The organism is Longirhabdus pacifica, assembly GCF_004115085.1.
In the GTDB taxonomy this organism is placed as follows: Bacteria; Bacillota; Bacilli; order Paenibacillales; family DSM-105158; genus Longirhabdus; species Longirhabdus pacifica.
Genome location: NZ_QXJP01000005.1, coordinates 179092 through 204569, shown reverse-complemented (window position 1 = coordinate 204569; position 25478 = coordinate 179092). Strand labels below are relative to the sequence as shown.

Annotated in this window: 23 protein-coding genes; 8 read left to right on the top strand and 15 right to left on the bottom strand. The window is 35.8% G+C overall.

The annotated features are described in order from the left end of the window. Positions 1-41 precede the first annotated feature (41 nt). Both D1Z92_RS06035 and cshA read right to left on the bottom strand, forming a co-directional pair. Positions 42-794 (bottom strand): YesL family protein, encoded by a 753-nt coding sequence (locus D1Z92_RS06035; RefSeq protein ID WP_128894756.1) that lies wholly within the window; start codon positions 792-794, stop codon positions 42-44. A gap of 113 nt (positions 795-907) precedes the next feature. Further along, positions 908-2371: a degradosome RNA helicase CshA gene (gene cshA, locus D1Z92_RS06030; protein WP_128894755.1), complete on the bottom strand. Its 1464-nt coding sequence runs from the start codon at positions 2369-2371 to the stop codon at positions 908-910. A 193-nt stretch (positions 2372-2564) separates the two neighbouring features. Here cshA and D1Z92_RS06025 point away from each other — a divergent pair, with 193 nt between their 5' ends. After that, positions 2565-3422, top strand: coding sequence for a YitT family protein (locus D1Z92_RS06025; protein ID WP_128894754.1), 858 nt, complete (start codon positions 2565-2567; stop codon positions 3420-3422). Between the two features lie 136 nt (positions 3423-3558). Continuing rightward, the gene (locus tag D1Z92_RS06020) at positions 3559-4755 is read left to right on the top strand and encodes a putative glycoside hydrolase (RefSeq protein WP_370741236.1); all 1197 of its coding nucleotides are present in this window, start codon (positions 3559-3561) and stop codon (positions 4753-4755) included. A gap of 71 nt (positions 4756-4826) precedes the next feature. Here the strand turns inward: D1Z92_RS06020 and D1Z92_RS06015 are convergent, their stop codons facing one another. The 4 genes from D1Z92_RS06015 to D1Z92_RS06000 form a co-directional block, all read right to left on the bottom strand. Then, positions 4827-5027, bottom strand: coding sequence for a DUF3906 family protein (locus D1Z92_RS06015; RefSeq protein WP_128894752.1), 201 nt, complete (start codon positions 5025-5027; stop codon positions 4827-4829). Positions 5028-5172: 145 nt separating this feature from the next. Then, positions 5173-6138 carry a 6-phosphofructokinase gene (pfkA, locus tag D1Z92_RS06010; protein ID WP_128894751.1) on the bottom strand — a complete coding sequence of 322 codons (966 nt, stop codon included), beginning with the start codon at positions 6136-6138 and terminating at the stop codon, positions 5173-5175. A 24-nt stretch (positions 6139-6162) separates the two neighbouring features. After that, the gene (locus tag D1Z92_RS06005; RefSeq protein ID WP_128894750.1) at positions 6163-7233 is read right to left on the bottom strand and encodes a tetraprenyl-beta-curcumene synthase family protein; all 1071 of its coding nucleotides are present in this window, start codon (positions 7231-7233) and stop codon (positions 6163-6165) included. Further along, the gene (locus D1Z92_RS06000; RefSeq protein WP_128894749.1) at positions 7226-7546 is read right to left on the bottom strand and encodes a hypothetical protein; all 321 of its coding nucleotides are present in this window, start codon (positions 7544-7546) and stop codon (positions 7226-7228) included. Before D1Z92_RS06000 ends, D1Z92_RS06005 begins: the two co-directional genes overlap by 8 nt. A 296-nt stretch (positions 7547-7842) precedes the next feature. Between D1Z92_RS06000 and D1Z92_RS05995 the strand changes: the two genes are divergently transcribed. The 3 genes from D1Z92_RS05995 (at position 7843) to pepF (ending at position 11253) form a co-directional block, all read left to right on the top strand. Continuing rightward, positions 7843-8988, top strand: a complete 1146-nt coding sequence (locus tag D1Z92_RS05995; RefSeq protein ID WP_128894748.1) for an MFS transporter — start codon at positions 7843-7845, stop codon at positions 8986-8988. Between the two features lie 54 nt (positions 8989-9042). Next, entirely contained in the window at positions 9043-9216 is a 174-nt protein-coding gene (locus D1Z92_RS17245) for a hypothetical protein (RefSeq protein WP_164931475.1), read from the top strand. Between the two features lie 240 nt (positions 9217-9456). Further along, on the top strand, positions 9457-11253 hold the full coding sequence (pepF, locus tag D1Z92_RS05990) for an oligoendopeptidase F (RefSeq protein ID WP_128894786.1): 1797 nt from the start codon (positions 9457-9459) through the stop codon (positions 11251-11253). A 150-nt stretch (positions 11254-11403) separates the two neighbouring features. On the opposite strand, the gene D1Z92_RS05985 is transcribed toward pepF, so the two are convergent. After that, positions 11404-12090, bottom strand: a complete 687-nt coding sequence (locus D1Z92_RS05985; RefSeq protein ID WP_128894747.1) for a response regulator — start codon at positions 12088-12090, stop codon at positions 11404-11406. Between the two features lie 238 nt (positions 12091-12328). Between D1Z92_RS05985 and D1Z92_RS05980 the strand changes: the two genes are divergently transcribed. Next, positions 12329-13285: a mechanosensitive ion channel family protein gene (locus D1Z92_RS05980; protein ID WP_128894746.1), complete on the top strand. Its 957-nt coding sequence runs from the start codon at positions 12329-12331 to the stop codon at positions 13283-13285. Next, a complete protein-coding gene (locus tag D1Z92_RS05975; protein WP_128894745.1) occupies positions 13278-14315 on the top strand; it encodes a M42 family metallopeptidase in 1038 nt (345 codons plus the stop codon). Before D1Z92_RS05980 ends, D1Z92_RS05975 begins: the two co-directional genes overlap by 8 nt. 152 nt (positions 14316-14467) lie before the next feature. Here the strand turns inward: D1Z92_RS05975 and D1Z92_RS05970 are convergent, their stop codons facing one another. The 6 genes from D1Z92_RS05970 to D1Z92_RS05945 form a co-directional block, all read right to left on the bottom strand. Next, entirely contained in the window at positions 14468-15781 is a 1314-nt protein-coding gene (locus D1Z92_RS05970) for a DUF4179 domain-containing protein (RefSeq protein ID WP_128894744.1), read from the bottom strand. A 1-nt stretch (position 15782) separates the two neighbouring features. Beyond that, positions 15783-16304, bottom strand: coding sequence for a sigma-70 family RNA polymerase sigma factor (locus tag D1Z92_RS05965; protein WP_128894743.1), 522 nt, complete (start codon positions 16302-16304; stop codon positions 15783-15785). Between the two features lie 312 nt (positions 16305-16616). Further along, entirely contained in the window at positions 16617-17873 is a 1257-nt protein-coding gene (locus D1Z92_RS05960; RefSeq protein WP_164931474.1) for a DUF4179 domain-containing protein, read from the bottom strand. A gap of 307 nt (positions 17874-18180) precedes the next feature. Then, complete coding sequence (locus D1Z92_RS05955) at positions 18181-18768, bottom strand: guanylate kinase (protein ID WP_128894741.1); 588 nt, start codon at positions 18766-18768, stop codon at positions 18181-18183. A 341-nt stretch (positions 18769-19109) separates the two neighbouring features. Continuing rightward, positions 19110-20168 carry a M42 family metallopeptidase gene (locus tag D1Z92_RS05950; RefSeq protein WP_206099714.1) on the bottom strand — a complete coding sequence of 353 codons (1059 nt, stop codon included), beginning with the start codon at positions 20166-20168 and terminating at the stop codon, positions 19110-19112. Between the two features lie 54 nt (positions 20169-20222). Continuing rightward, entirely contained in the window at positions 20223-21035 is an 813-nt protein-coding gene (locus D1Z92_RS05945) for a DUF92 domain-containing protein (RefSeq protein ID WP_128894740.1), read from the bottom strand. A 420-nt stretch (positions 21036-21455) separates the two neighbouring features. Here D1Z92_RS05945 and D1Z92_RS05940 point away from each other — a divergent pair, with 420 nt between their 5' ends. After that, entirely contained in the window at positions 21456-22664 is a 1209-nt protein-coding gene (locus D1Z92_RS05940) for an MFS transporter (RefSeq protein ID WP_128894784.1), read from the top strand. A gap of 594 nt (positions 22665-23258) precedes the next feature. Here the strand turns inward: D1Z92_RS05940 and D1Z92_RS05935 are convergent. Further along, entirely contained in the window at positions 23259-23990 is a 732-nt protein-coding gene (locus tag D1Z92_RS05935; RefSeq protein WP_206099713.1) for a lysophospholipid acyltransferase family protein, read from the bottom strand. Positions 23991-24057: 67 nt separating this feature from the next. Beyond that, on the bottom strand, positions 24058-25347 hold the full coding sequence (locus D1Z92_RS05930) for an ATP-binding protein (protein ID WP_164931473.1): 1290 nt from the start codon (positions 25345-25347) through the stop codon (positions 24058-24060). Positions 25348-25478: the final 131 nt, after the last annotated feature.

Sequence of the window (25478 nt, the reverse complement as noted above, 5' to 3'; positions counted from 1 at the left end):
TAAACCTTCATTGTTGTGAAATTCAATGAAAAATTATGACATTATGATGAAGGCTTAGTATCAACCAGTGTTGAGAACATTTTTTCAAATAAAATAAACGAAAAGTAGGCAATCAAACTAACAGCAAAAAACACCATTAAATAAGGAAATACAAATACTAAAACAAACAATATAAGTGATGTATTCAGGCATATAAATAATGTCGTGATTGGCTTTCCTATCGTCAAAACAAAGCTATTTTTGAGTATTTGTTTGACATTCATTTTGACATGGGACACAAGGCAAAAGAAATATACACACGCAATGCAACTTATGACATAAATAATCAAAAAGATAATACCCAAAATCGTGGTGCTTCCATTATAAATGAGATAAAACCAAACATTGATAAACATAAATGACAATAAAGTATTAAAAAATAGACCACCTAAAATACTTTGTTTATAATTTGCCTTATAATAAACAAAGAAATTTTTCACCGTCGTTTCATCCTCATTGATATGCCACTGGCGAACAACAGAAAATAAGGCACTAGTAGCAGGGAAAAGGAAAACAGTAGATAAAATAGCACCTATAAAAATGATCAAAGATGTCGGTATAATGTGTTGTGGAAAGTTAGTCAATATTTCTCTTAGTCCCGCTACACCATCCTCGGTTAGGGCCACGTCTAGTAAATATAAAGAAAAAAATGTAAGCGGAAGTGAAGTGAAAAACCACAATAAATTTGCAAAAATCATCTTCACTAACCATTGAGCGAATTTAAATACTGCACCAAGTAAGCCTGGATATTCCAACCTGAATCATCCTCTCAAAAAGCATACAAAAATGTGACAAATTCAAAAAATCCTCAAATTCATAAGGCAAAAACACCCGAGAACGATTCCAGGGTGTTTTAGTGAAAGGTTACTTAACCGTTGTTGTATTTTCTTCTCTTATCTCCATCACGTCGATGTTGTGACCGCTTAGGACGGTAATTTCCTCTTGATGAGTTGGAGCCCCTGTAACCATTCTGTGATCCTCGTCTATTACCAAAGTCTTTTTTACGTTTCTTTTGCAACGGTTCTTCTGGAGTCAAGAATACTTTGACATCGTTCTTATCATCTGTCATTAATTTAAGCGCAACAGCTAATAAATGAACAGAATCGTAATTCTCAAGCAACTGCATCGCTGCTCCCTTGTATTCATTAAACTCTCCATTTTGAATTTCTTCCAAAATACGTTCCGAAGTAATACGCTGTTTACCTTCTAACGCTTCAGCTAAACTTGGAATTTGTTTCTTAGAAATTTTATGTCTCGTAATTTTCTCAATAAGATGCAAATGGTCGATTTCACGATGTGTAACAAACGTCCATGCTTCTCCTTCTTTACCAGCTCTACCTGTACGACCAATACGGTGTACATAACTTTCAGGGTCTTGAGGCAAGTCAAAATTGAAGACATGCGTCACACCAGTAATATCCAGACCACGTGCAGCCACATCTGTAGCTACTAAAACATCGATGCTGCCATCTCTGAATTTGCGCATGACTTGGTCTCTCTGATACTGTGACAAATCACCATGTAATCCAGCAGATGAATATCCTCTTTTTTGCAATGCTTCTGCAAGTTCATCTACTCTTCTCTTCGTTCTACCGAAGACGATAGCTAAATCAGGTGCTTCCATATCCAACAATCTACAGAGCACATCAAATTTCTGTCTCTCATGTAGCTCGATGTAAGATTGATCAATAAGCGGTGCGCTTACTTTCTTCGGAATCACAGATACATGTGTAGGGTCTTTCAAAAATTGTTTTGCTAAACGCTGAATGTTAGGTGGCATCGTTGCAGAGAAAAGCATCGTTTGCCTTTGTTCAGGAACTTTACTCAAGATGGACTGTATATCTTCCATGAATCCCATATCCAACATTTCATCTGCTTCATCAAGCACTACCGTATTTACATTGTCCAAACGTAACGTTTTACGTTTGATATGGTCTAATATACGACCTGGTGTACCAATAATAATTTGTGGCTTCTTTTTAAGACCTCTAATTTGCTTATTAATATCTTGTCCACCATATATAGGTAAAGAACGAAGTCTTTTGAAGCGAGCTAATTTACTAATTTCTTCGGCTACTTGAATAGCCAACTCACGCGTTGGTGCTAATATTAAAGACGCTACATTCTCTTCTGTCGTATCAATTTTTTGGATAAGGGGAACACCAAATGCAGCTGTTTTACCCGTACCTGTTTGTGCCTGACCGATTAAGTCTTTTCCTTCTATTGCAACTGGAATTGCTTTAGCTTGGATGGGAGTAGCTTCTTCAAATCCCATTTCTGTAATTGCACGTAATATTTTGTCTTCCAGATTAAAATCAAAAAACGTTTTCAAAATTTTTCAAACTCCTTTTCTATTTACACTTGCTCCATTTGACAGTATGATCAAAAAAACGATCTTCTTCACAAATACTTTTAACATCATAACATATTCAACATAGTGCTTCCAGTAAATTAAACAATGTACTATACTTATTGTTGCATCGTACATAAGACATATTGAAAATTTTACAATGAGGTGAACACATTTGATAAAGACAGCACTTAGGCAGCTAGCCATTGTTGTTGGTGCTTTTTTGATTGCCGCTGCATTTAATATCTTCCTCATCCCCCATCAATTGCTAAGCGCTGGCGTTTCTGGCGTTTCCATGCTAATTGGTTATGGAACTGGTATGAATATTAGCCTTCTTTATTTTCTGCTGAATGTTCCTATTTTAATCTGGGGATGGATTTCCATCGGAAAAAGATTTGTTACATATAGTATTGTTTCCGTTATATTCACCACTTTATTTATGCAATGGGTACCGGAAAATCCTTGGTTAGCTAAAGACTCTTTATTTGTTACAGACCCTATTCTTGCAGCAATCTTCGGTGGTGTGATGGTAGGCATTGGAACAGGGATAAGTTTGCGTGCTGGTGGTTCGACTGCAGGTTTCGATATTATCGGATTTATTCTTTCTAAAAAAAAGGATCTTCCTCTAGGTACCATCTTATTTGCACTTAACGCTATTGTCGTTGTCGCATTAGCTTTTATGTTAAAAGAAGAAGGATCAGATGCAGCGCTGTATTCCATGCTTTCTATTTTTGTTACAGGCAAAATTGTAGATATGATTCATATTCGTCATATCAAAGTGACCGTCTTCATTGTGACATGTAAAACTAAAGAGATAAAAAAGAAATTGCTAAAAAGACCAAGAGGTATTACCGTTATTAACACTCGCGGAGCTTACACAAATGAAGAACGTGAAATGCTGATGACGGTGACAACAAGATACGAGTTAGCAGAGCTTAAAAAAATGATCAAAGATGCCGATCCTGATGCATTTGTTAATATCGTCGAGACCGTTGGCATTATGGGACAATTTCAACATCTTGACCCACATTAAGCTTTTTTCTTAATGAAATAAATACACCATATATGTCACAAAAAATTTTACTGAATTATTTCCTCACCTATCATATAATGTAATAAAAACTATGTACATTTAGAGGAGAGGTTCAATGAGTTTACTCATGTCAGCTATGCTTATGCTCTATGAAGAAAGTCAACAAGCTCAAACCAAGTATAGTTTGGAAACACTATTACAAGCATCTCTCGATGCAAAGCATGCACAAATAGTAGATTTAGCGCCTGAACTTGCTAGTGATCAACAAGATTACGGCGATTTATATGTTAAATTAGATCCTCAGCTTAACGAAGCTCCTGTTGTAAAAGGCTTATATGCTAGTGCACACAGTGTTGCAGGACAAAGATTTTCGCAATTATTAGAACTTGCAGATACAACGGAACTGAATGCTTTTGTTATCGATGTAAAAGAAGACTTCGGTTATATTACATATCCTACAGAAGATGAAAATTTAAAGCAGTACGATACCGTTTATCCTATTATGAAAGATGTTCCTGCACTGATGCAAACATTAGATGAACATGATATATATCCGATTGCTAGAATTGTAGTATTCAAGGACTCTAAACTTGCTACTATTAAACCGGAATGGTCATTCGTCCAATCTGATGGTACCATATGGAAAAACGGTAGAGATGAAAGTTTCGTGAATCCGTACGTAAAAGAAGTGTGGGATTATAACGTTGCTATTGCAAAAGAAGCAGCAGCACTTGGTTTTAAAGAGATTCAATTTGATTACGTTCGGTTTCCTGAAGGGTTCGAAAATCGGGCAGACACTTTAACATACACAAAAGATGAGCGAGCTCGTATTGATGTTGTAAGCGATTTTGTACGATACGCGAGAGAAGCATTAAGTCCCCTAGATGTCCGAGTTTCTGTAGATATTTTTGGGTATGCAGCTTCTGTACCTGCTGCAGAAGGCATCGGTCAAGACTTTAATAAAATCTCTCAATTCGTAGATGTGATTAGTCCTATGGTTTATCCTAGTCATTATAGTACGGGCTGGTTCGGAGCAAACGTCCCCGATGCGGCACCATATGTAACCATTAATGGTGCGATGATAGACACACATGAGAAACTAGCTGAAATTGAACAATTAAAACCTATTATTCGCCCGTGGATCCAAGACTTTACTGCAAGTTGGGTACCCGGAAATATATCCTATGGAAAAAAAGAAGTAGAAGCACAAATTAAAGCATTAGAAGATAATAATATCCATGAATTTTTACTTTGGAATGCGAGTAATCGATATACACCAGATGTAGATTACACCCCATCCAATCTAGAAGAACAAGAGGATGCGAAAGAATAAATGATGTTCATGCAACACAAGTAATGCATGTAATGTAGAAGTTTTATTACGATGAAGCTTATATCATATCATCATGCTGATATGATATAAGCAGTTCCATTATTACATCTTTTCTTTTGCAATAATACGATCTCTTTTACATCTCCCGCCATAAATTGCTTGTCTAATTCACTTTCTGCATATTCAAAAGCTTTTTGATCATCGTTTGCTGCAACAATAAGATGTGCTACATTCTCATCATTTTTTACTAATTCAAATTTATATAAAAACATGTATATTCCTCTCCCCACGCCTGGCTACTGAGGCGTAAACTTGGTTCTCATATTCCAAACATAATAGGCTGCACAACAATATAAGACATAGTCCATGCTTAGATCATCATTGTACAGCCAAATGGTGATGTCGTCGTTGAAGTTTTTATTGAGATAATCTCATGGCTAGCTCGAATAAATCCATTCTCATCGCTTTCTTTGTATTCACTACTTTTTCAATATCTGTAGCAACTAATTTTCCTTCGATGATACCACAAGCTTTACCAGATTTACCTTCTAACAACTGGGATACAGCAAAATCACCAAGACGACTAGCTAATATTCTATCGTTATGTGTAGGCGTGCCACCTCGTTGAATATGGCCTAGAACAGTCACTCTTGAGTCTAACCCACTTTGTTCATTCAACTTTTTGGAGATATCTTCTCCAGTCCCTACTCCCTCTGCTACAACGATAATGCCATGTTTTTTTCCAGCATTGAAATGATCTTTCATACGTGTTGCAATTTTGTTCAAGTCAAAGTCCACTTCTGGCACAAGAATCGCTTCCGCCCCGCTAGCAAGTCCTGCATACAGCGCTATATCTCCACAATGTCTTCCCATGACTTCCACTACAGAGGAGCGTTCATGTGATGTCATCGTATCTCTTAATTTGTTAATTGCATCCACCACAATGCTTACAGCCGTATCAAATCCGATAGTGTAATCGGTAAATGGAATATCGTTATCGATCGTTCCAGGTAGTCCCATTGTTTTAATACCTTGAAGACTCAATTTGTAAGCACCTTGATAAGAACCGTCTCCACCAATGACGACGACACCTTCAATACCTCTTTTTCGCAAGTTTTCTGCTGCTTTTTGTTGTCCTTCTAATGTTCTAAATTCTTCGCATCTAGCAGTTTGTAGAATCGTTCCGCCTCGTTGAATGATATCACCAACACTGCGTAAATCCATTTTACGAATGTCATCATGTATCAGTCCATAATATCCTCTCTGCACAGCATATACTTCCAATCCTCTGTACAGTGCACTGCGTACGACTGCTCGAACAGCCGCATTCATTCCTTGTGAATCTCCACCGCTTGTTAATACTGCAATTGATTTAATTGACATGATGGTCCCTCCGTTGTTTCTATTTTATTTTTCTGTATGTCTCCTAATCCAAATCGTATTAAATTTGAAAAATAAACGCATTAATGGGCTGCTTTTCATCACTTTTTCCTTAATGTGCTTCACAGCTGCTTGCTTGTTTACTTTTGGATCGGATAAATAAACAGCCAGCAATCCTTCTACAATCATTTTGTGAAAATGACGGTGCTTCATTTGCTTCGCAGCAAGTAGTGCTTTTTCAATCATATAATCCAGTCTTGATATTAATTCATCTTGATCTTTGTAATAGGAGCAAAAGTTAAGATCTCCTCCAATACGATCTTCTTCCTGATCAATTAAATAGTCAAGTATAATATGAACGCCACATATATAAGGAAAATACCCATTTCTAATTTGTATGGCATCCTCCATTTTTAGGTTATCTTCTGTTGCAGCTAAAAACAACATAAACATCCCTAATGTAGACCCTGTAGCGGCTGCAAATTCATTCCAATATATATCATCGAATTTTTTTACATGCTGCTTACTCCATTGCATCAGTTGATCTTCTCTTATATCTGGATGAACATGTTTGTGCACTTGTAAATCACAGTAATGCTGAACGAGCTGCTCTACAAAAGGTTTGACAATAGGATAAGATGGAAGCTGTCGCAATTGATCTTGACATGTGGTAACGAGCTGATGCAAATAGCCCCCATCCTCAAATTCCTCTCTATGTAAATAATAATTTTTCAACGTAGCTCTTGGATCAATTGCATCTAACATCGCCTGATGGAGCAAGCGAAAGTCTGCTTCATCTAATGATGTACTACGATCACACAGATTATCCAAATAATCACTTATGGATTGAAAAGCTACGATTAGAGGTATAAGAATATGGCGATAAGATAAATTTGCAGCAGCATACACTGCTCCCCCTTCACAATGAAACTGCTTGTCTTTTATGCTTGCAAGAGCCTGAGTCCGCAGTTCTTGATCCGGTATTTGTTTTGCTTTCGTTGTCCAATTCCCAAGTTCATTTCTGACCTCTGGAAGGATATAGCGATATACTCGATATACTAATATAAGTGGCCCCTTAGGGTATTGAAAGTTACGCATGAGCTTTAGTAACCTCGATACTTTGATGTGTTCTATACCACAGATGGAGATCATTAATAATGCTGGCTACGTCCGCAATATCTTGATTTAATAAGCAACTGATTTGAAAATCATGTTCATCTTGTAAAAGGGCTTGTTTGCGATTAATTACTGCCTCTAATTCTTTAATACGATCAGGTATACCGCCTCTTATCATTTCCCATTGTGATAAAATTTCTTCTTGTTCTTCAGATTTGTATTCTTCCCACATTAATTTCAATGAAGGAATGGGAATACCAAGACGATCATTGTAACGAAAACGCTCTTCTTTCATTGTTTTATTATCCCTCCACAACTCAATCATTCATGCATCTATTTATCACTATTTTGGATTAAGATTTGGTTTACCGTATTTATTATACAATAATTTATACATGAAAACCTTAAACATAATCAATAGTAAAAAGAAGAAACAAGTAAATATTTTTATATGTACTGCATTCTTGCTACAAATCGTCATAAAATTGTAAACTTCATTAAAATAGTATGACAAAGCTGCATTCATTTACACGCTATGTAAAGCATGCTATAATGTCCTCACTTTAACTGGAAGGTAGAAGGTGACACCTCTTGAACAGATCTCACTTTGCGCTGCGTATTTTTATATTCTCATTTTTCACTACCATCAGCATCCTCCTTGCATTTTTCAGTTTATACTTAGAAAGTAAAGGGTTCACTAAAACACAAATTGGTACGATACTAGCACTGGGTCCTGTATCAGGTATTTTCTCTAACATGATATGGGGTATTGTTAGTGACCGTTTTCGTACGATAAAAAAAATATTGATTTTTTTACTCATTGGACAAATGATAACTGCCTTTTTTATTTTAAAGTTAGAATCTTTCTCTTCCTTGGTTATCGTTATGTTTTTATTTTATTTTTTTCAACAACCGATGATTCCACTTTCAGATAGCTTAACTTTACTCACCATACGAAATACGAACAAAAGCTACACTTCATTTCGTTTGTGGGGCTCTACTGGTTTTGCTCTTGCTGCCCTAGCATTCGGGATACTTGAATACTTTTCCATTATACAGATAAAAAACACCATCTCTTTGCTGCTCCTTACATTGATTGTTAGTTTTTTCTTTGTTTTTTTTGTGAAAGATCAGCAAGGGTCACAGTCAAAAATGAATTTCTCTGGTTTAGTGAACGTCGTTCGCTCCAAAAAGCTAATATTTTTTATGGTGCTTGTATTTATACTAGCTGCTTCGCATAAAGTAAATGACAATTTTTTATCACTGTACTTATCTGAATTAGGTGCAAACAAAATTATGATTAGCGTCGCTTTTTTGTTTGCAGCATTAAGTGAAATCCCTATTTTTATGCTGTTAAGTAAATACAGTAATAAGGTAAAAGAGTTACCTCTACTTGCCTTTGCTGGGATTGCATACTTCATTAAATATGTGTTAATGGTATTGTTCCAAGATCCTTATATCGTTATTGTTGTTCAATTACTACACAGCATTACCTTCGGTATATTTTTTATTACTTCTATTCAGTATTTGACGACGATTATCCCAGATGCCTATCGATCATCTGGACAAGCCCTTCATGCCATCGTATGGAGCGGTTTAGCTGGCATTTTAGGTGGCATTATGGGTGGTTTTATATATGATACTTATGGTTCTACTACGTTATATATAGCCGCTGGTGTATTAGGTGTTGTTGCTGCTGCTGGTTTCTTCATTACTCATCTCATTGAAGAAGCTTGAGTTACTATTCGTGGCATAGATACATATACCGATCTAGAGGAAGGGGGGGATAGTATGAATAATGGAGTATTGATTTATGTGCTCATTTCTTTCGTTTTGGGAGCACTTGTCATTTATCGAAGAGAAGAGCTGCCTGAAAAATATAAAAGACCTATTGCTATCTTAGCATTATTTTTCGTGGTATCTGGTTTTGTGTTCCTTCTGGCTAGCTTTTTTACGGCTTCATAGATCACGCAATAAATTGTAAATATAGTATATAGCCTTTATAATGAAGCTTATATGTTGGTAAACAAGATAATATAGACATATTAATGGGATGTCTCGGTCATAATATGCATAAGATTGTGATCAGAGGGGTTTCTTTGAATGGTAAAAAAAACATGGATATTTGGCATACTCATTTGTATCGTCTTTACAGCTACGATACAAACGAAACAAATTGCAGCAAATGATAAGGGGATGAATAATATGAGTCAGCTTCCAAAACGCAGTGAAATTGCTAAGGAACATCAATGGAAAATTGAAGATATTTATCAAACACAACAACAATGGGAAGATGAATATAAACAAATCAATGCATTAGCAGATAAAATGAGCAAGATGGCTGGGACACTAAACAGTGCAAAGCAAATTTCAGATTGCTTTACATTAGAAGATGAAACATCACAATTGATTGAAAGACTATACGTTTATGCGAAAATGAAATTAGATGAAGATATGAAGAACACAGAGTTTCAAGCATTGACGGACAAAGCAGAAAAATTAGCTGTCCAAGTGAGTGAGAAAACTTCATTTATTACACCAGAAATTTTAAGCTTACCTACAGAAACGTTAAAATCTTTTATTGACGATCCTAGTTTGGACAAAAGCTACAAAAAAACGTTAGAAGAAATGCTACGTCAAAAAGATCATGTGCTTTCTGAAAAAGAAGAAGCTTTACTTGCAAAGGTAGGCAACATAGCTGGAGCATCTGGTAATACATATCGCATGTTGAATAACGCGGATCTGAAATTCCCTGTTGTGGAAAATGAAAAAGGGGAAGAAATCGAGCTTACTCACGGTAGATACATTGAATTTTTAGAAAGTAAAGATCGTGAAGTAAGAAAAAATGCATTTGATGCTATGTACGACACGTATGCAAAATACAAAAATACATTTGCTTCTACACTAAGTTCTACCGTAACGAAAAATATTTTTTATAGTAAAACGAGAAATTATCCATCTACACTGGAGATGTCTTTATTCGGAGATAACATTTCGAAAGAAGTGTATACCAATCTAATTGATACGATTCATGAACATCTTCCTCTCATGTATCGTTACTTAGAGCTAAGAAGAAAGATGTTGAATGTCGACGAGTTGCATATGTATGATTTATTTGCACCCATTGTGGATGAATCTAATGAAGTCATTACATATGAGCAAGCGAAAGACATCGTATTGGAAAGTTTAGAACCACTCGGAGAGCGTTATGTGGAAGTAGTCAAAGATAGCTACAACAGCGGTTGGATTGATGTGTATGAGTCTGAAGGAAAACGAAGTGGTGCATACAGTTGGGGGCCATACGGAACCCATCCTTACATTCTCCTTAACCATAAGGATAATTTAAACAGCATGTTTACCCTTACACATGAAATGGGTCATGCGATGCATTCTTATTTGTCAGACAGCAACCTACCTTATCGTGAAGCACAGTATACGATATTTAATGCAGAAGTCGCTTCCACATTAAATGAAGCATTACTCATGCAGCATTTACTCGACAATACGACAGATAAAAATAAAAAGCTTATTCTTCTTGCTTACTTTGCTGATCAGTTTAGAACAACAGTATTCCGCCAAACGATGTTTGCAGAATTCGAGAAAATCATACATGAAAAAGTAGAGCAAGGTGAAGCTTTAACGTCAGAATCGATTAGTAAAATTTATTATGACTTGAATAAAGTTTACTTCGGTGAAGATATAGTGGTGGATCAAAAAATAGAGATGGAATGGGCTCGCGTTCCTCATTTCTACAATAGCTTTTATGTTTATCAATACGCGACTGGTTTTTCTGCTGCGAATAGTTTTGCTAAACAAATCAAAGATGAAGGAAAACCTGCCGTGGAGCGCTACTTGCAATTTTTGAAAAGTGGTGGAAGTGATTACTCCATCAACATTTTACAAAAAGCAGGAGTAGATATGACGACACCAAAGCCTATTTCTGAAGCCATGAGCGTATTTGAGGACATTATTAATCAAATGGAAAAGTTGCTAGAAAATTAATCAAACATGCAACCTTGCTTCTTTACCGTAGATTAACAATATAGGAACAGAACATTCAACAAGCTCTTACATGTTTAAAAAATGTAAGAGCTTTGTTTATTTTTGATTATAGTAAATAAACATGAATGATAAACCATTCATAAAAAAGATTTATACTTGATGAAATTTATATCCCACACCTCTCACCGTTTTTATATATTGTGGAATTGTCGCATCTGTTTCAATTTTTTTTCGAATGCTTCTGATATGGACTTTAACAATATGACTTCCTTTTTGATTATGTTTATCCCAAATCAGTTGATATAATAAGTCGGGATGAAATATTCGGTTCGGAGAATGAGCTAACATAGAAAGTATTCTAAATTCTATCGCAGTTAATACAATATCTATTCCCCTTTTTCTCACAACGTGATCTTGAAAGTTAATATATAGATCCCCGTACTCCATAATTTCTTGTTGTACCAATGAAACATTTCTTTTTCTCGTATTTGCTCTTATTCTAGCAGCCAATTCATTGATTCCAAAAGGTTTGGTTACATAATCATCAGCTCCTAAATCTAACCCTCTTACTTTGTCTTCTTCGTTTATGTTATATGTAAGAAAAATAATCGGCACAGAAGTAAATAAGCGCAACCGTTTACATACTTCAAAACCATTTATCCCACAAAGCTTTACTTCTAACAGAATGATGGAAATATCTACTGATTTGACGATTTGCATTACTTCTCTTCCATCGTTTGTATACAGTACATCATAGCCTTTGCGAGTTAGCAATAGTCCTAATAGCTGTCCTTTCTTCTCATCTTCATCAGCAACTAAAACTATGCCTTTTGTCATGACAATCACCCTTAAACCTAATTTAATTTTATTATAATCATCTTTTTTTTCGTCCTGTCAACAGTGAAGAACCTTCTTTTTTTTGTTGATTATGATATGATATTAAATGTATTACGTGTTGATACGTTAGCTTTTTACTGTGAAAGTATTGTAAAAGCATCTAACATCCTTAATACTTTATTCGTATATTTACGACAACAAATGAAGGAAAAACAATAAGGAGCTGATTTACTCTTTTATGATTATACCTCAATTTTTACTCACATCTGTGACAGACAGTACGGATTGGATTGACTGGTTTACTTGGAATTTTTGGAAAGACCGTGTGGACATTATTGTAGAAAACAGTGTCACAATCTTACTTATTTTATTATTTACATGGCTTGCGCTAAGAGTCAGAAGCGCCATCATTTCTAGAGTATTTAAAATTACTCGACTTGGAGAAAAACAAGAAACAACACTGCAGTCTTTACTTATGTCCTTAACGAAATATATGATTTTTATTTTCTCTATCCTTATGATTTTAGATAATGTAGGAGTAGATATTGCTCCAATTATCGCTGGGGCCGGTGTACTCGGGTTGGCTATCGGTTTCGGTGCACAAACGATGGTGAAAGACTTTATTTCTGGATTTTTTATCATTTTTGAGGATCAATTTTCCATTGGTGATTATGTTTCCATCAATAACGGACAAATTAATGGTACAGTCGTTGAAGTTGGTCTGAGAGCAACCAAAATTAGAACATGGGCACAGCATGTCGTCGTTATTCAAAACTCCGAGATTACGGTAAGTCAGAATTTTAATCGGGAGCAAATGAGAACGATTATAAATGTTTCTGTCCCTTACGAAACTGATCCTGCAGCAATAGAACAGTCCGTTAATGAAATGGCTGCTCATATGGTGGAGACACAACCTCACTTATTTATTACCGATAACCAAGGAAGGGTCGTAGAGCCACCGCAACTATACGGGATAACAGATTTGGAAAATAACGCACTAGGTGCAAAGTATACTGTCATTGCACTCGTCAATGACATTCATTATTGGACAGCTGGAAAAGAAATACGTAAGCAATTAATGGAGAAATTAAAGGCACATCAAGTAGATATTTCCTACCCGAGACGAATTGAACGTGGGGAAAACGTGAAAGATCTAGAAATCAATGTGGAAAAGAGGAAAACAGATCATGCATAACATAGACGAACATTATTTACTAGAGAAACTACAAGCTTTACTTGATATCCCTAGTCCAAGTGGTTACTGTCACGACGTGATGAGTTGGCTAGAAAAAGAAGTCCGTGCACTCGGGTTTCCTATTACCTTCACTCGTAAAGGTGGAGCAATCATTACATTACCGTCCAACTCTACATTAGATTACACGTTATGTTTAACCGCACATGTGGATACATTAGGTGCGATGGTGCGTTCCATTACGTCTAATGGGACGCTGAAATTAACTTCCATCGGCGGGTTTATGATGCATTCCATTGAAGGAGAATACTGCAAAGTGCATACAAGAGATGGGAAAGCCTACACCGGTACTATTCTGTCTACAGAACCTTCTGTTCACGTCTATAGAGAGGCAAGAGATCAAAAGCGTGTAGAGAGCAATATGGAAGTACGTATTGATGAAGTCGTTAAAAATGCAGAGGATGTAGAAAAATTAGGTATAACAGTTGGAGACTATATTTCTTTTGACGCACGTACGCAAGTGTTAGACAGTGGCTATATTAAGTCTAGACATTTGGATGACAAAGCTAGTGTAGCTGCACTACTTGCCTTAATAGAATGGATAAAACGGGAAAACATCACGTTAACGAAACAAGTGAAAATTTTCATTTCTAATTATGAGGAAGTCGGTCACGGATCATCCTACATACCAACAGATATAGATGAAATGATTGCAGTCGATATGGGAGCGATCGGAGACGATCTATCTTGCAGTGAGCATGATGTTTCCATCTGCGCTAAAGACTCTACAGGTCCATACGATTATAATATGACCACACGCTTAGTAGAATTAGCTAAGCGGGATCAATTGAGTTATGTTGTGGACATATATCCTTTTTACGGTTCTGATGCATCTGCAGCATTAGCAGGAGGACACAACATTAAGGCTGCTTTAATCGGGCCAGGTGTACATGCATCTCATAGTATGGAACGTACGCATAAACAAGCTATAGTGCATACCGCAGCTTTATTAGCTGCATATGTGTTAGATTGATTTTATATTAAGATCTCAACTTTTACAGAGCGAAATCTAGTTAAGACGTATACCATTTTTCACAACCATTTTACAACAATAAAAAAATAAGAGGTTCCCTCATCCATAGGACCTCTTATTTTTGTTTAGAAGAAAATGTATTTCATTATCCCTCATTTTAATAGGTTAATGTTGATATACTTGTTGATAGTAAAAGGATAAGAAACAATGTCTAACGAAATGGGACTGCTGTATGATGCATCAGGAATAGTAAATTGATACCTCGCAACATAACTATCATTTACTTTTTCCCAACTACTCATTTTGGACGCAACAGCTTTGTATGATGTTCCTTTGCTATCTGTAAAATGCGGACTGAAAATGGAATAGTAAGTTTGAGAATCATATTCACTTTTCTTCAACATAAATGTTAAGCTTTTATTTTCATCTGCTTGTTTTATCCCTATGAAAGAAAATCTTTGCTCAAAGTCATAGCTATTTAACCATTGTTCATTGTCCACATCTATTTGTATGTTCATTTTTGTTTTGTCCATGGCTCTTAGCTTGCTTCCTGTAAAAAAGAGATCCGATACCTCACTGTTTATTGGATCTAGATCATGCAATCCATTTGCAGCAAAACGAACGGTCAACATACTATCGTTATCCACTATAGGTGCATGATGATCCGATTCAACCTGATAAAAACGATGTCCATCTGCTGTTTCCAATCTATAATCTTCAAACCCAAATATGTGTTTACTATTATTTTCATCAAACGACAGCTGAAGATGAATTTCCGTCGGATGTACCGTGATGGAGTGAGCATACATGATTTGATCTATGATCTCCATCTCTTTTTCAAGCGGATATATAGCTGGTTTCGGCACTTGCTCTGTATTGATCTCTATAGGGAATGCATACTGCAATTGCAAGTTGTTCTTATCCCTCAGCGTTATTGTCAATTCTATTGCTAGCTTATCCGATATTACAGCGTTTTCTACCATGTTCATTTTTACTTGTCTACTGTAATCCTCTATGCCGTATGCAATAATTTCCCCTTGTTCATTTTTTATGAATGAGCTACTAACATCATAGTCAACATCTTTTTCCTGCTCAACGGTAAAGAAGATATCTGCGGTAGCATAGTCCAGCCGTATCTTATCCATCGTAATGGTGACGTTGAATTGTGACTGTGATAGTTGCAAATCCTCTTGCATATAAGGATTTACTCCAGTTAGCTCGATCGTCGTTTGCTGGCTTTTCTCGGCAGAATTGAAGTTAGAAATGAATGGGACGACGTTAAACGAAACAACGATAACCAACAACATAACAACAGCGCTATTCACCCATTTCAACATGGATATTTTCTTTTTCTTCTGTACGGCTCTATGTATTCCTTTATGAATGAAGCGGTCAATATCATTAGGCACTGGTAGCTGAGCAAAATGTTCTTTCAATTGTGTTAACTTTTGATCTTCTTCAATCATCTCATCCCCTCCCCTTTTCTAATTGAGAACGAAGTTTGGATAACCCTTTATATATCCATGTTTTTATGGTTCCTTCCGGCTTTCCTATGGCATAAGCAATTTGTGGGATGGTCATGTCACCGATATACTTCATTCGAATTACTTTTTCATATTTATCATCTAATTCCATCAACGCTGCTTCAAGCACCATCCTATCTGTTATTTGTAATTGATTGTCCTCTGCCACTACACTGTTTTGTTCTATATTTTTATTGTTCATTCGCCTTTGCTTACGAAGTTGGTCTTTGCAGTAATTTATCATCATGCGTATTAACCAAGTACTGAAATATTTCGGTTCTTTTACTTTTTTAATTTTTATGAAGCACCGATATGTTATTTCTTGTATCGCTTCTAGCGCATCTTGCTCATTTTTAAGATAAAAGTAGGCTATTTTATACAGCTGAATTTTATGTTGATCCATTAGAATATAGAAAGATTCACTATCGCCATCTTGTGCGTGTTTTAGCAGTGTGTAATTTTCCATTTTCCCACCTTCTTTCCTGCCATGTTCAGTTTGCTCACTCCTTCTTATCTTACATCCTTTATGTATTAGACGAATACCTTCCAAAAATAGTTTTAAGTAATGCTTTGTTGCATTTGACCCAGGTCAATCATCCATACCCTTTGCATGTAAAACTAATATACTAAAAAAACAAAGGGTACAAGGTAAAGGATACAGTACACAAAAAATCGGTTACAGATTTAATGATCTTCGTAACCGATTTTTTTATTTTAGTATTGTGGTTTCATCGCTATTTTACTTACACATCACTCTTCGGCTTTACCAACTTACAAATCACTTCACATCGATGCTGTACGGCTCTTCTATATGTGTAGGATAATGCGAAATATTGAAGGTTAAAGGAGAAACGTAATCTTCATCTGGTATTGTAGTGTGCATTACATTTAAAATTCCACCATCCTTATTCGAAGTTGAACGATGATATTTCACAAAATTCTCATACTCATCCCCATCAGCATCTGTAAATGCTGTATCAAGGTGAAAGAAAAACCGGTCTCCTTCACCGCCATCCATAATAAATTGAATTTCTAATTCTCCATCTTTTTGTTGTTCTATACTTCCTAATGTCAGTCGATCGTCAGGTTTCTTCACTATTTTCCCTTGTTCCATATTGATGACTAACTCTCGTTTATCTTTATCCAGTGCCCCAAACCACGATCCTTCTATAGCTACATGCTCTACATCCATAAAATACATACTTTCAAAAGTGATCTGATCTCTTCCAAACTGAACAGACTTTTGTTGTGAAGTAATACCTTTATTGTCATCGCTCACCACTAACTCCATATCTCCCATATCAAATATTTCCTTGCTGTTATCTTCATCTACAGCAATATAAAGCGTAGATCTAGTTGGATGTACAATCATGTCATGGAATACTATTTTTTGTTGCTCAATCGTTAATTCTTCATTGATTTCATATGTTAAAATTTCATAATCATAGGTAGAAGGATCTATGGGAATATCGAATAAAAACTGTTCTTGAAAAAATGGCTCTCCTTCGGATTGTGCTGTTTCAAGTTCAATTTGTGGCTGTAAGTCCACTTGTATTCCATCCATCATGATCTCATTCAAAAATGTATATTCCAGCACATCTTCATAGACGTTACCGTGTTGATTATCTGGTCTGCTCCAACTGCCCATAAATCCCGGAGGCTCATGTTTTTGTCCATCTACAATCATATGTAACATTGGATTTATACGATATACATGCATATCATCACCTTCGGGTAGTACGTTTTCATCTGCTGTAATGGTATAAAAAACTTGAACAGAAACCTTATCTACTACCATGCCATCTAACGTGATCGTTATGCCCTCTTTACTTTGTGACATTCCAATAGGCTGATAAAAATCATTTTCGATTGCCAATACTGTACTTTTATCACCGGATGCTAGTATCTTCATTTTATTTTTTAATGCTTCTTCTGGGGATACCCTGATATGGTTAGCAGCATAGATGGATGTCATTATTAATAACATAACAAAAATGGAAAATAAAACTTTATCCCATGTTACCCTTCTCAACAAAACAATTCCTCCTATTTCATTTCGACAGTTCAATAAACATTTCCATATTATATCATATTTTATTACAAAAAAGAGAGCACTACATTGTAGCGTCTCTCAAATAAGGTACTATTTTATACTTTTCCATCTTATGTTTAGCGGTAATAAGTTGGTTGAACAAGTTCATCCAACTTATATGCAAGATGGAGAAATGATGAAAAACAAGTTTACGCCTCAGTTGCCAGGCGTAAAGGTTGTCATGTTGAGATTTCTCCATCTTATGTTTAGCGGTAATAAGTTGGTTGAACAAGTTCAACCAACTTATTTATTAATCTTTTTCCACTAGATCTCTATTCATATACTGCTCCAATATGTTCGTAACAGCAAAAACCGTATGTGCAAGATCTGTGTTTTCTACTGCATGTTTACACTCATCTTTGTAAGCCATATCTTCCTCGTAATGATTGAAATGATTATCAATAATTTCTTGACTTACATTGAGCTCTTTTTGTCGTTCTACGATGACATCGATATCCACATATATGAACACACGAGATACTTTTTCACCGTAAATATGTTTTAATATACGAGCACCTTCCGCATTTAAAATACAATAAATAAAATCATTTTCTTTAAACATTTGCTCGATATCTTCATTTTTTATACCGTATTTTACACCTTCAATTTCAACCACTTCAATAAATTCATTATTGCTCTCACCTACAGCAAAAGTTTCAGCAGATATAAAGTGGTAGTCCTGACCATCTTCCTCAGCAGGCCTTGGTTTACGTGTCGTATAAGATAAAACTTTAGGTAATCCTAACGTAGAACCTATCATGTCAGCAACAGTTTTTCTACCTGAACCATCTGGACCTGTAAATACAAAGATCATTTCCTTCTCTTTTAATTGATACATCACCAGCCGCTCCTTGACACTTACCAAAAAAGTGGATGCTAATACGAACGATGTTCTTCTATTTTTCAGCAAGCAGCTATGCTCGCGAAACGGCTTTCACCTTCCTTTCATTGATGGCGCTAGCACGCCTTAGTAATTTTTTAAAGGCTTTGTGTCAAAGCCACTTCGAAAGCATGAGGATAAAAAGCTAAGCTTGCTTAGCTGGATCCGGGCTCCAAAGGCTTTGTGTAACAAAGCCACTTCGAAAGCATGAGGATAAAAAGCTAAGCTTGCTTAGCTGGATCCGGGCTCCAAAGGCTTTGTATAGCAAAGCCACACAGGGTTTAACCGACTTAACACGGTTAAGCATTCTCCACAATAGTTTCGAATGTCGTTTGATCTAATGAACGAACAAGATGGTGTAATAATTCCTTGGCTGCATCGTAATCGTCTGTATGCAGTATAGCGCTGGACGTATGAATGTATCTTGCACATACGCCAATAACTGCAGAAGGTACTCCATTGCCATGAAGATGCACTTTACCTGCATCTGTGCCACCAGCAGAAATATAGTACTGATATGGTACACGATGAGTCTCTGCTGTATCTAAAATATACTCTACAAGCCCGCGATGTGTAATCATCGTTCTATCTAATATGCGCAAGAGCGTACCTTCACCTAGTTTCCCAAAAACATCACCCTTGCTCGATGTATCGTTTGCAGGACTGCAATCTAATGCAAAAAATAGATCAGGATTAATCATGTTAGCTGCAACTTCTGCGCCTCTTAACCCTACTTCTTCCTGTACTGTAGCTCCTATGTACAATGAGTTAGGCAGTGGCTCTCGGTGCACTTCTTTTAATAATTCAAGTGCCAATCCAACACCGTAACGATTGTCCCAAGCTTTTGCTAATATTTTTTTAGGATCTGCTAGAGGTGTAAATGGACATTCAAAACAAATTTGTTGTCCAGGCCTAACGCCCATTTGTTCTACATGCTCTTTATTATCTGCTCCAATATCTATTAACATATTGTCTATGTCCAGTGGAGCTTTACGCTGAGCTTCACTTAAAAGATGTGGTGGAACGGACGCAATAACACCAGGTATTTGTCCCTCATCTGTTACAATTCTAACTCTTTGTGCAAGCAAAGTCTGATTCCATAGACCACCAATAGGTTTAAATTTCAACATGCCATTGGAAGTAATCATGCTTACCATAAATCCTACTTCATCTAAGTGACCTGCTACCATAATTTTTGGACCTGCACCTTTTTTTACGGCGAAAATACCACCTAAAGCATCCTGAATGATTTCATCCGCATAAGGAGTCATTTGTTGTTTTACAAACCGACGTAAACCTCTTTCAAATCCAGAAACCGCTGGTAATTCTGTTAACGTTTTAAATAGTTGCTTATCCATATTTATGTTCCTTTCTAACCTTTTATCATTAAAATATAGCTTCAAATATTTTCTTTACATTGATAATAACATGTAAACGGTAACAGAGACAAAAGCTCCAATGAGAGAGCTAATGACGTTTACCATGTCATTGTTTAGCCATTTCATACCGCTAATACAATCATTAGGTTGTCCACAATGACTTTTCTTTTCCATCTTTTCTAAACAAACGGTACACCTGTATTGTGCTTGCCAGCGACTTCCGATTATGGAATCACTTAATGCACCAACAAAACCACCCATACTGCACATTGTTATTACAAAAAGCGATAAAGAATCCTCTATGTTAATCACAACAGAGAGAAGAAAATATGTCATAGCAATCCATAAACTTCCCAGCACTGATGCAAATAAACCTAGTGTACTGACTGCTCCAGAAGTGCCAGCAGGAACGTGTTTCCACGTTTTAACACTCCTTGGATTTTTACTTATGCCGCCAATTTCAGTAGCCCAAGTATCTGCATTGACCGTAGCCATCGTTCCTAGAAAAGCTGCTATTAACCATTCATAAGAAAAGAAATAATAAAGTACACAAAAAACAAGTCCTAATCCACCATTCGCTAAAACTTGAAGTGCATCTCTCTTTCCTGTTTTTTCATACATACGCTCTGCTTTGCGTTTCTGTTTCTTCCTCCATTTTGAAAGTAGGCTAGAAGAAATAAAAAAGGAAAGTAATGTTCCATACCAGGGCAAATTTCCGAATGTGAACATTCCTGTGCCTACGATAACAGCAGCCCATGCTCCACTCATTGAGAGCATAGATAATTGGATAGCTAGTAGGGAAACAACCATACTACATGAAGCACCAATTATAAATTTTAAAAGCATAGTATCAACCTTAATGAATTATTTTTTAAAAAATGTATGGAGGTAACGAAATGTGTTATGATACAAACACTCTATCTACAGCATAACATCAATATAGGTGGAAAAAAAGAATTTCATTCAACCCTTTACACAATGAACAACGGAACATGCACAACACAACAAAAGATTTCAATACAAGATTTCAATACAGAAATCGACAAAACATAACACCTAGGTCGTTTATGGTATAATAGATTATAATGATTCATTTTATCAACTATCCAACGATGGATTTAACCTCTTTAATATCATGTGAATTCCACAATCTTCTTAAATAATGTGAGTTCCAGTATCACCTCAATACATATGAAATAAGAATACTTCATTGAAGGAAGCAACCGAATTCGGTTGCTTCTTCCTATCAGAGAAAGAAGGAGAGTAATATTGAATTGGAAAATAAATTTGATTGTATTAACCTTTGGTCAATTTGTAGTCCTTGCTGGCATGACCATGATTCTACCTTTTATCCCGTATTATTTGCAGGAGCTAGGCATTACAGATAAAGATACCGTTGCGGTATGGCAAGGAGTCATCTTTGCTTCTAATTTTGTCACTGCATTTCTATTCCAACCTTTATGGGGGAAAATTGCAGATAAATACGGTCGAAAATTAATGATATGGCGTTCCAGCTTTGGCATGGCTATTGTCATTACCTTGATGGGATTTGCAACTTCTGCTTGGCATTTATTATTTTTGAGATTGTTAAACGGTATGATTTCAGGATATATGCCAGCATCCACTTCTATTGTATCTGCAACTACGCCAAAAGAACGAATTGGTTTTGCTATGGGAATATTGCAGTCAGGAGCTGTTGCAGGTACAATTCTTGGCCCACTTATTGGGGGAGTATTGCAAGAATGGATCGGTTTTAAAAATGTATTTTATATTACGGGATCCCTACTTTTATTCGTTTCCTTTTTCAGTGTTATTTTTGTTCGAGATAATTTCAATCCTAAAGAAGCTAAAAAAATGTCCGACATTTCTTTAGTAAAAGGGTTGAAGAAACTAATAAAAATTCCTCAATTAAGATCATTATATGCTCTTACTTTTTTCATTCAGCTTTCCATGATTAGTACGGTATTGCTCATGCCTTTATTTGTACAAGAAATGCATGGCAACATAGAGCGACTAGTTTTACTGGCAGGTCTCGTAGGATCTGTGACTGGATTTTCAAATATGATATTCTCACCTATTCTCGGTAGACTGGGAGACAAGGTAGGAAAAAGACGTATTTTATTTGTTAGTATGATCGGAGCAGCATTGCTGATGATACCCCATGCCTTTGTCAACAACATACAGCAACTACTCATCATCAGGTTTATTTTTGGAATCTTTCTCGGTGGGTTGATGCCATCCGTAAACGCTTTGATTAGACAACATACACCTAACGGGATGGAAAGTCGAGCATTTAGCTTAAATGCCAGTTTCATGTCATTAGGCAATGTGATTGGACCTATTGCAGGTGGAACTTTATCTATATTTATTGGTATTCGAGGCGTATTTTTAATGTCCGCTATAATTTTAAGTTTCAATTGTATTTTCTTATATAGAAATTTCCTTCATTCCAAAACAGTAAAGTCGCACTCATAAGTACGGGTAAACAAAAAATAACCATAGACAAATAAACACTACAAATGTAAAAAACAACAAGATATCAAAATAAAAGATTTAAAAATAAATACGAAGGGGTACACTCAACCCAATCCTTATAAAGCAGTGTGGCATATACATAGATAAGAAAGTAAAACGGATAGCGAGGGAGAAAACCATGACTTACATTGAACCAATTCAAAGTCCTGTATTTCCTGTTATGACTTCATATGTTTTCCCACTGCAACAAGAAACATCGCATTATCCACCTTTTATTCAATGGATAACACCTAGTATTATTCTAATTCTGTTTGTACTGTTGGTCATTTTAATGTATATAAGATAAAGAAATGAATGAATTCAAGTTTACGCCTCGGTTGCCAGGCGTAAAGGTTAGATTTGGTGATTTCTCCATCTTATGATTAGAGGTAATAAGTTGGTTGAACTTGTCTATAAAATGAAAACAGGTATAAAAAAATGTCATATACCACGTATGCAGGAGTGCAGAGCATAGAATGTATGGTATATGACTGTGTGTTATAAAGCTATATTCGTTTAGTGAGTTATATTAACTTAATCTATGAGCCAGGCTGATTAGCTCAACTTTTCCTGTATGGCTTGGTAAACTTGCTCATGTACTTCTTTCAACTCTTCTTTACTTAAATTTTCAAGATAAACAGGTTCCAAAATAGATACTTTGACCTTACTCTTCATTCCTTTTGATGCGTTTCCGGTAATGAGATAAGAACCATCTATCGCGATCGGAACGATTGGTGCACCCGACTTCAATGCTAATTTGAAACTGCCTGCTTTAAATTCATTCATCTTGCGACTGTTACTACGAGTGCCTTCTGGAAATATAAGCATCGAGTAGCCTTTATCGATGTTTTTCGCACCTTCATTTATTGCTTTTAAAGACTGTCTAACATCGGATCTGTCCATAAAAATGCAATGCAAATACTCCATCCAAGTTCCGATAATTGGCCACTTTTCGATTTCTTTTTTTGATATAAATCCAAATAATCGATTAATACTATACATAACGATAGGAATATCGTAGTTGCTTTGGTGATTGGAAATAAACACAACCGGTCTATCTTGAGGTATGTGATCATGCCCTGTAATATGCAAATCACTGTCTAGCAACTTAACGAGCGAAGTAGACCAGCGCTTTGCAACAGCATACATTAATTCATCTCGTTCCGTCACTTTTCCTTGTTTATCCAGTCTTTTTGCTTTTACTAGCGGTGGAAGGGTCTGTAACAAAGCATACGTAAATTTTAATGTTTTATTTGTAATACGAAAAAATTTCATTATCTTTTGCAATGAAAAATAACACCTCTTATGTATTTGTTTGTACTCATTATACTTGTGCATGGATGTTATGAAAAGACTAAACTGCTGGAAGTTTAATAATAAATTCTGTTCCTTTATTTTTCTCACTAACCACGTCGAATTTACCATTCATCGCTTTGATAATCTGATAACATACCATTAACCCAAGCCCAGTTCCGTTCTCCTTTGTCGTGTAAAAAGGAGTACCTAGTAGCTTAATTTCTTCTTGTGTGAGTCCAACTCCTTGATCCTTTACCGATATAATAACTTTATCTTCTTCTTGGTATGCTGCTATTTCAATCAATTCTCCATCGGGACTAGCTTCAACACTGTTTTTAATCAAATTAATGAGCACTTGATTCACTTTTTCCGGTATTCCCATCACATGCAAATCATCCTCTACATTTAATGTCAACGAAACATTATTGAGGACCGCATACGATAAAATAATTTCATAAACGGATTGAATTTGTTGCTTTACATTAATACGATCTTGCTTTTCTATTTTAGGTCTTGCTAATGATAAATAATCATTAATAATACCTTCTGCTCTATCTAATTCCTCGATCATCAACTGCAAGTATATTTTTTTATTATCCGGTATAAAAGTTTCTTTATTAAAAATTTGCATAAATCCACGCACGACCGTCATGGGATTTCGTATTTCATGTGCAACAGATGCAGCCAAATGACCGATAATGTTCATTCTCTCTGTGCGCTGAATTTCCATCTCCATTTTCTGCTTTTCTCTAATATTTTCATTCAGATGTACAACCATCCAAATGGATGTCATACTAACCACAGGATACATGAAAAAGATGAGTGTAATCTCACCAGTGATCACAGCATTACTATCTTTGGTCATCAAAAATATGATGGCCAATACTTGAAATACTGCTGCTAAGCATGCTAGTGTCGTAAAAAAAGATACTTTTAAAACTCTATTAGAATTTTCATAGTTCCTCACAAATAAAATACAAAAAACAATGACAAACGCAAGGTTGAAAAAATCGAAAAGAGTAAAAACTTGCAGTACAAATATTTTCATTAATAGAATAGTAGCAAAAGCGAATAATCCCGTCACATATCCGCTATATACCACAGCAATAATCAAAATAATAAAACTTAAGTCAAGAATATACTGCGTGGGGATGAAGACAGGAAAAAGCAAACATAAAATGACCCCACAAACAGTAAAAAGACCAATGGTTTTGTGTCGGATATTTTTTTCACTATTCGATATATAGTTTCTCCATGTAATCTGTAGAACAAATACAGGAAAAATAACGAGGAGCATTTGCAAAAGAAGATCTTTAATGCCCGTTGACACGAGATTCATTATATACATAATCATTTTACCCCTTGTAACATTAACAACATTAAAAGATGTAGCTTGTCTACTTTCATTTTACAGAACAAATTCAACATTTTACAGATAATTTTTAAGTTTTGACAATATTTTTTTACAAATTTTGTAGT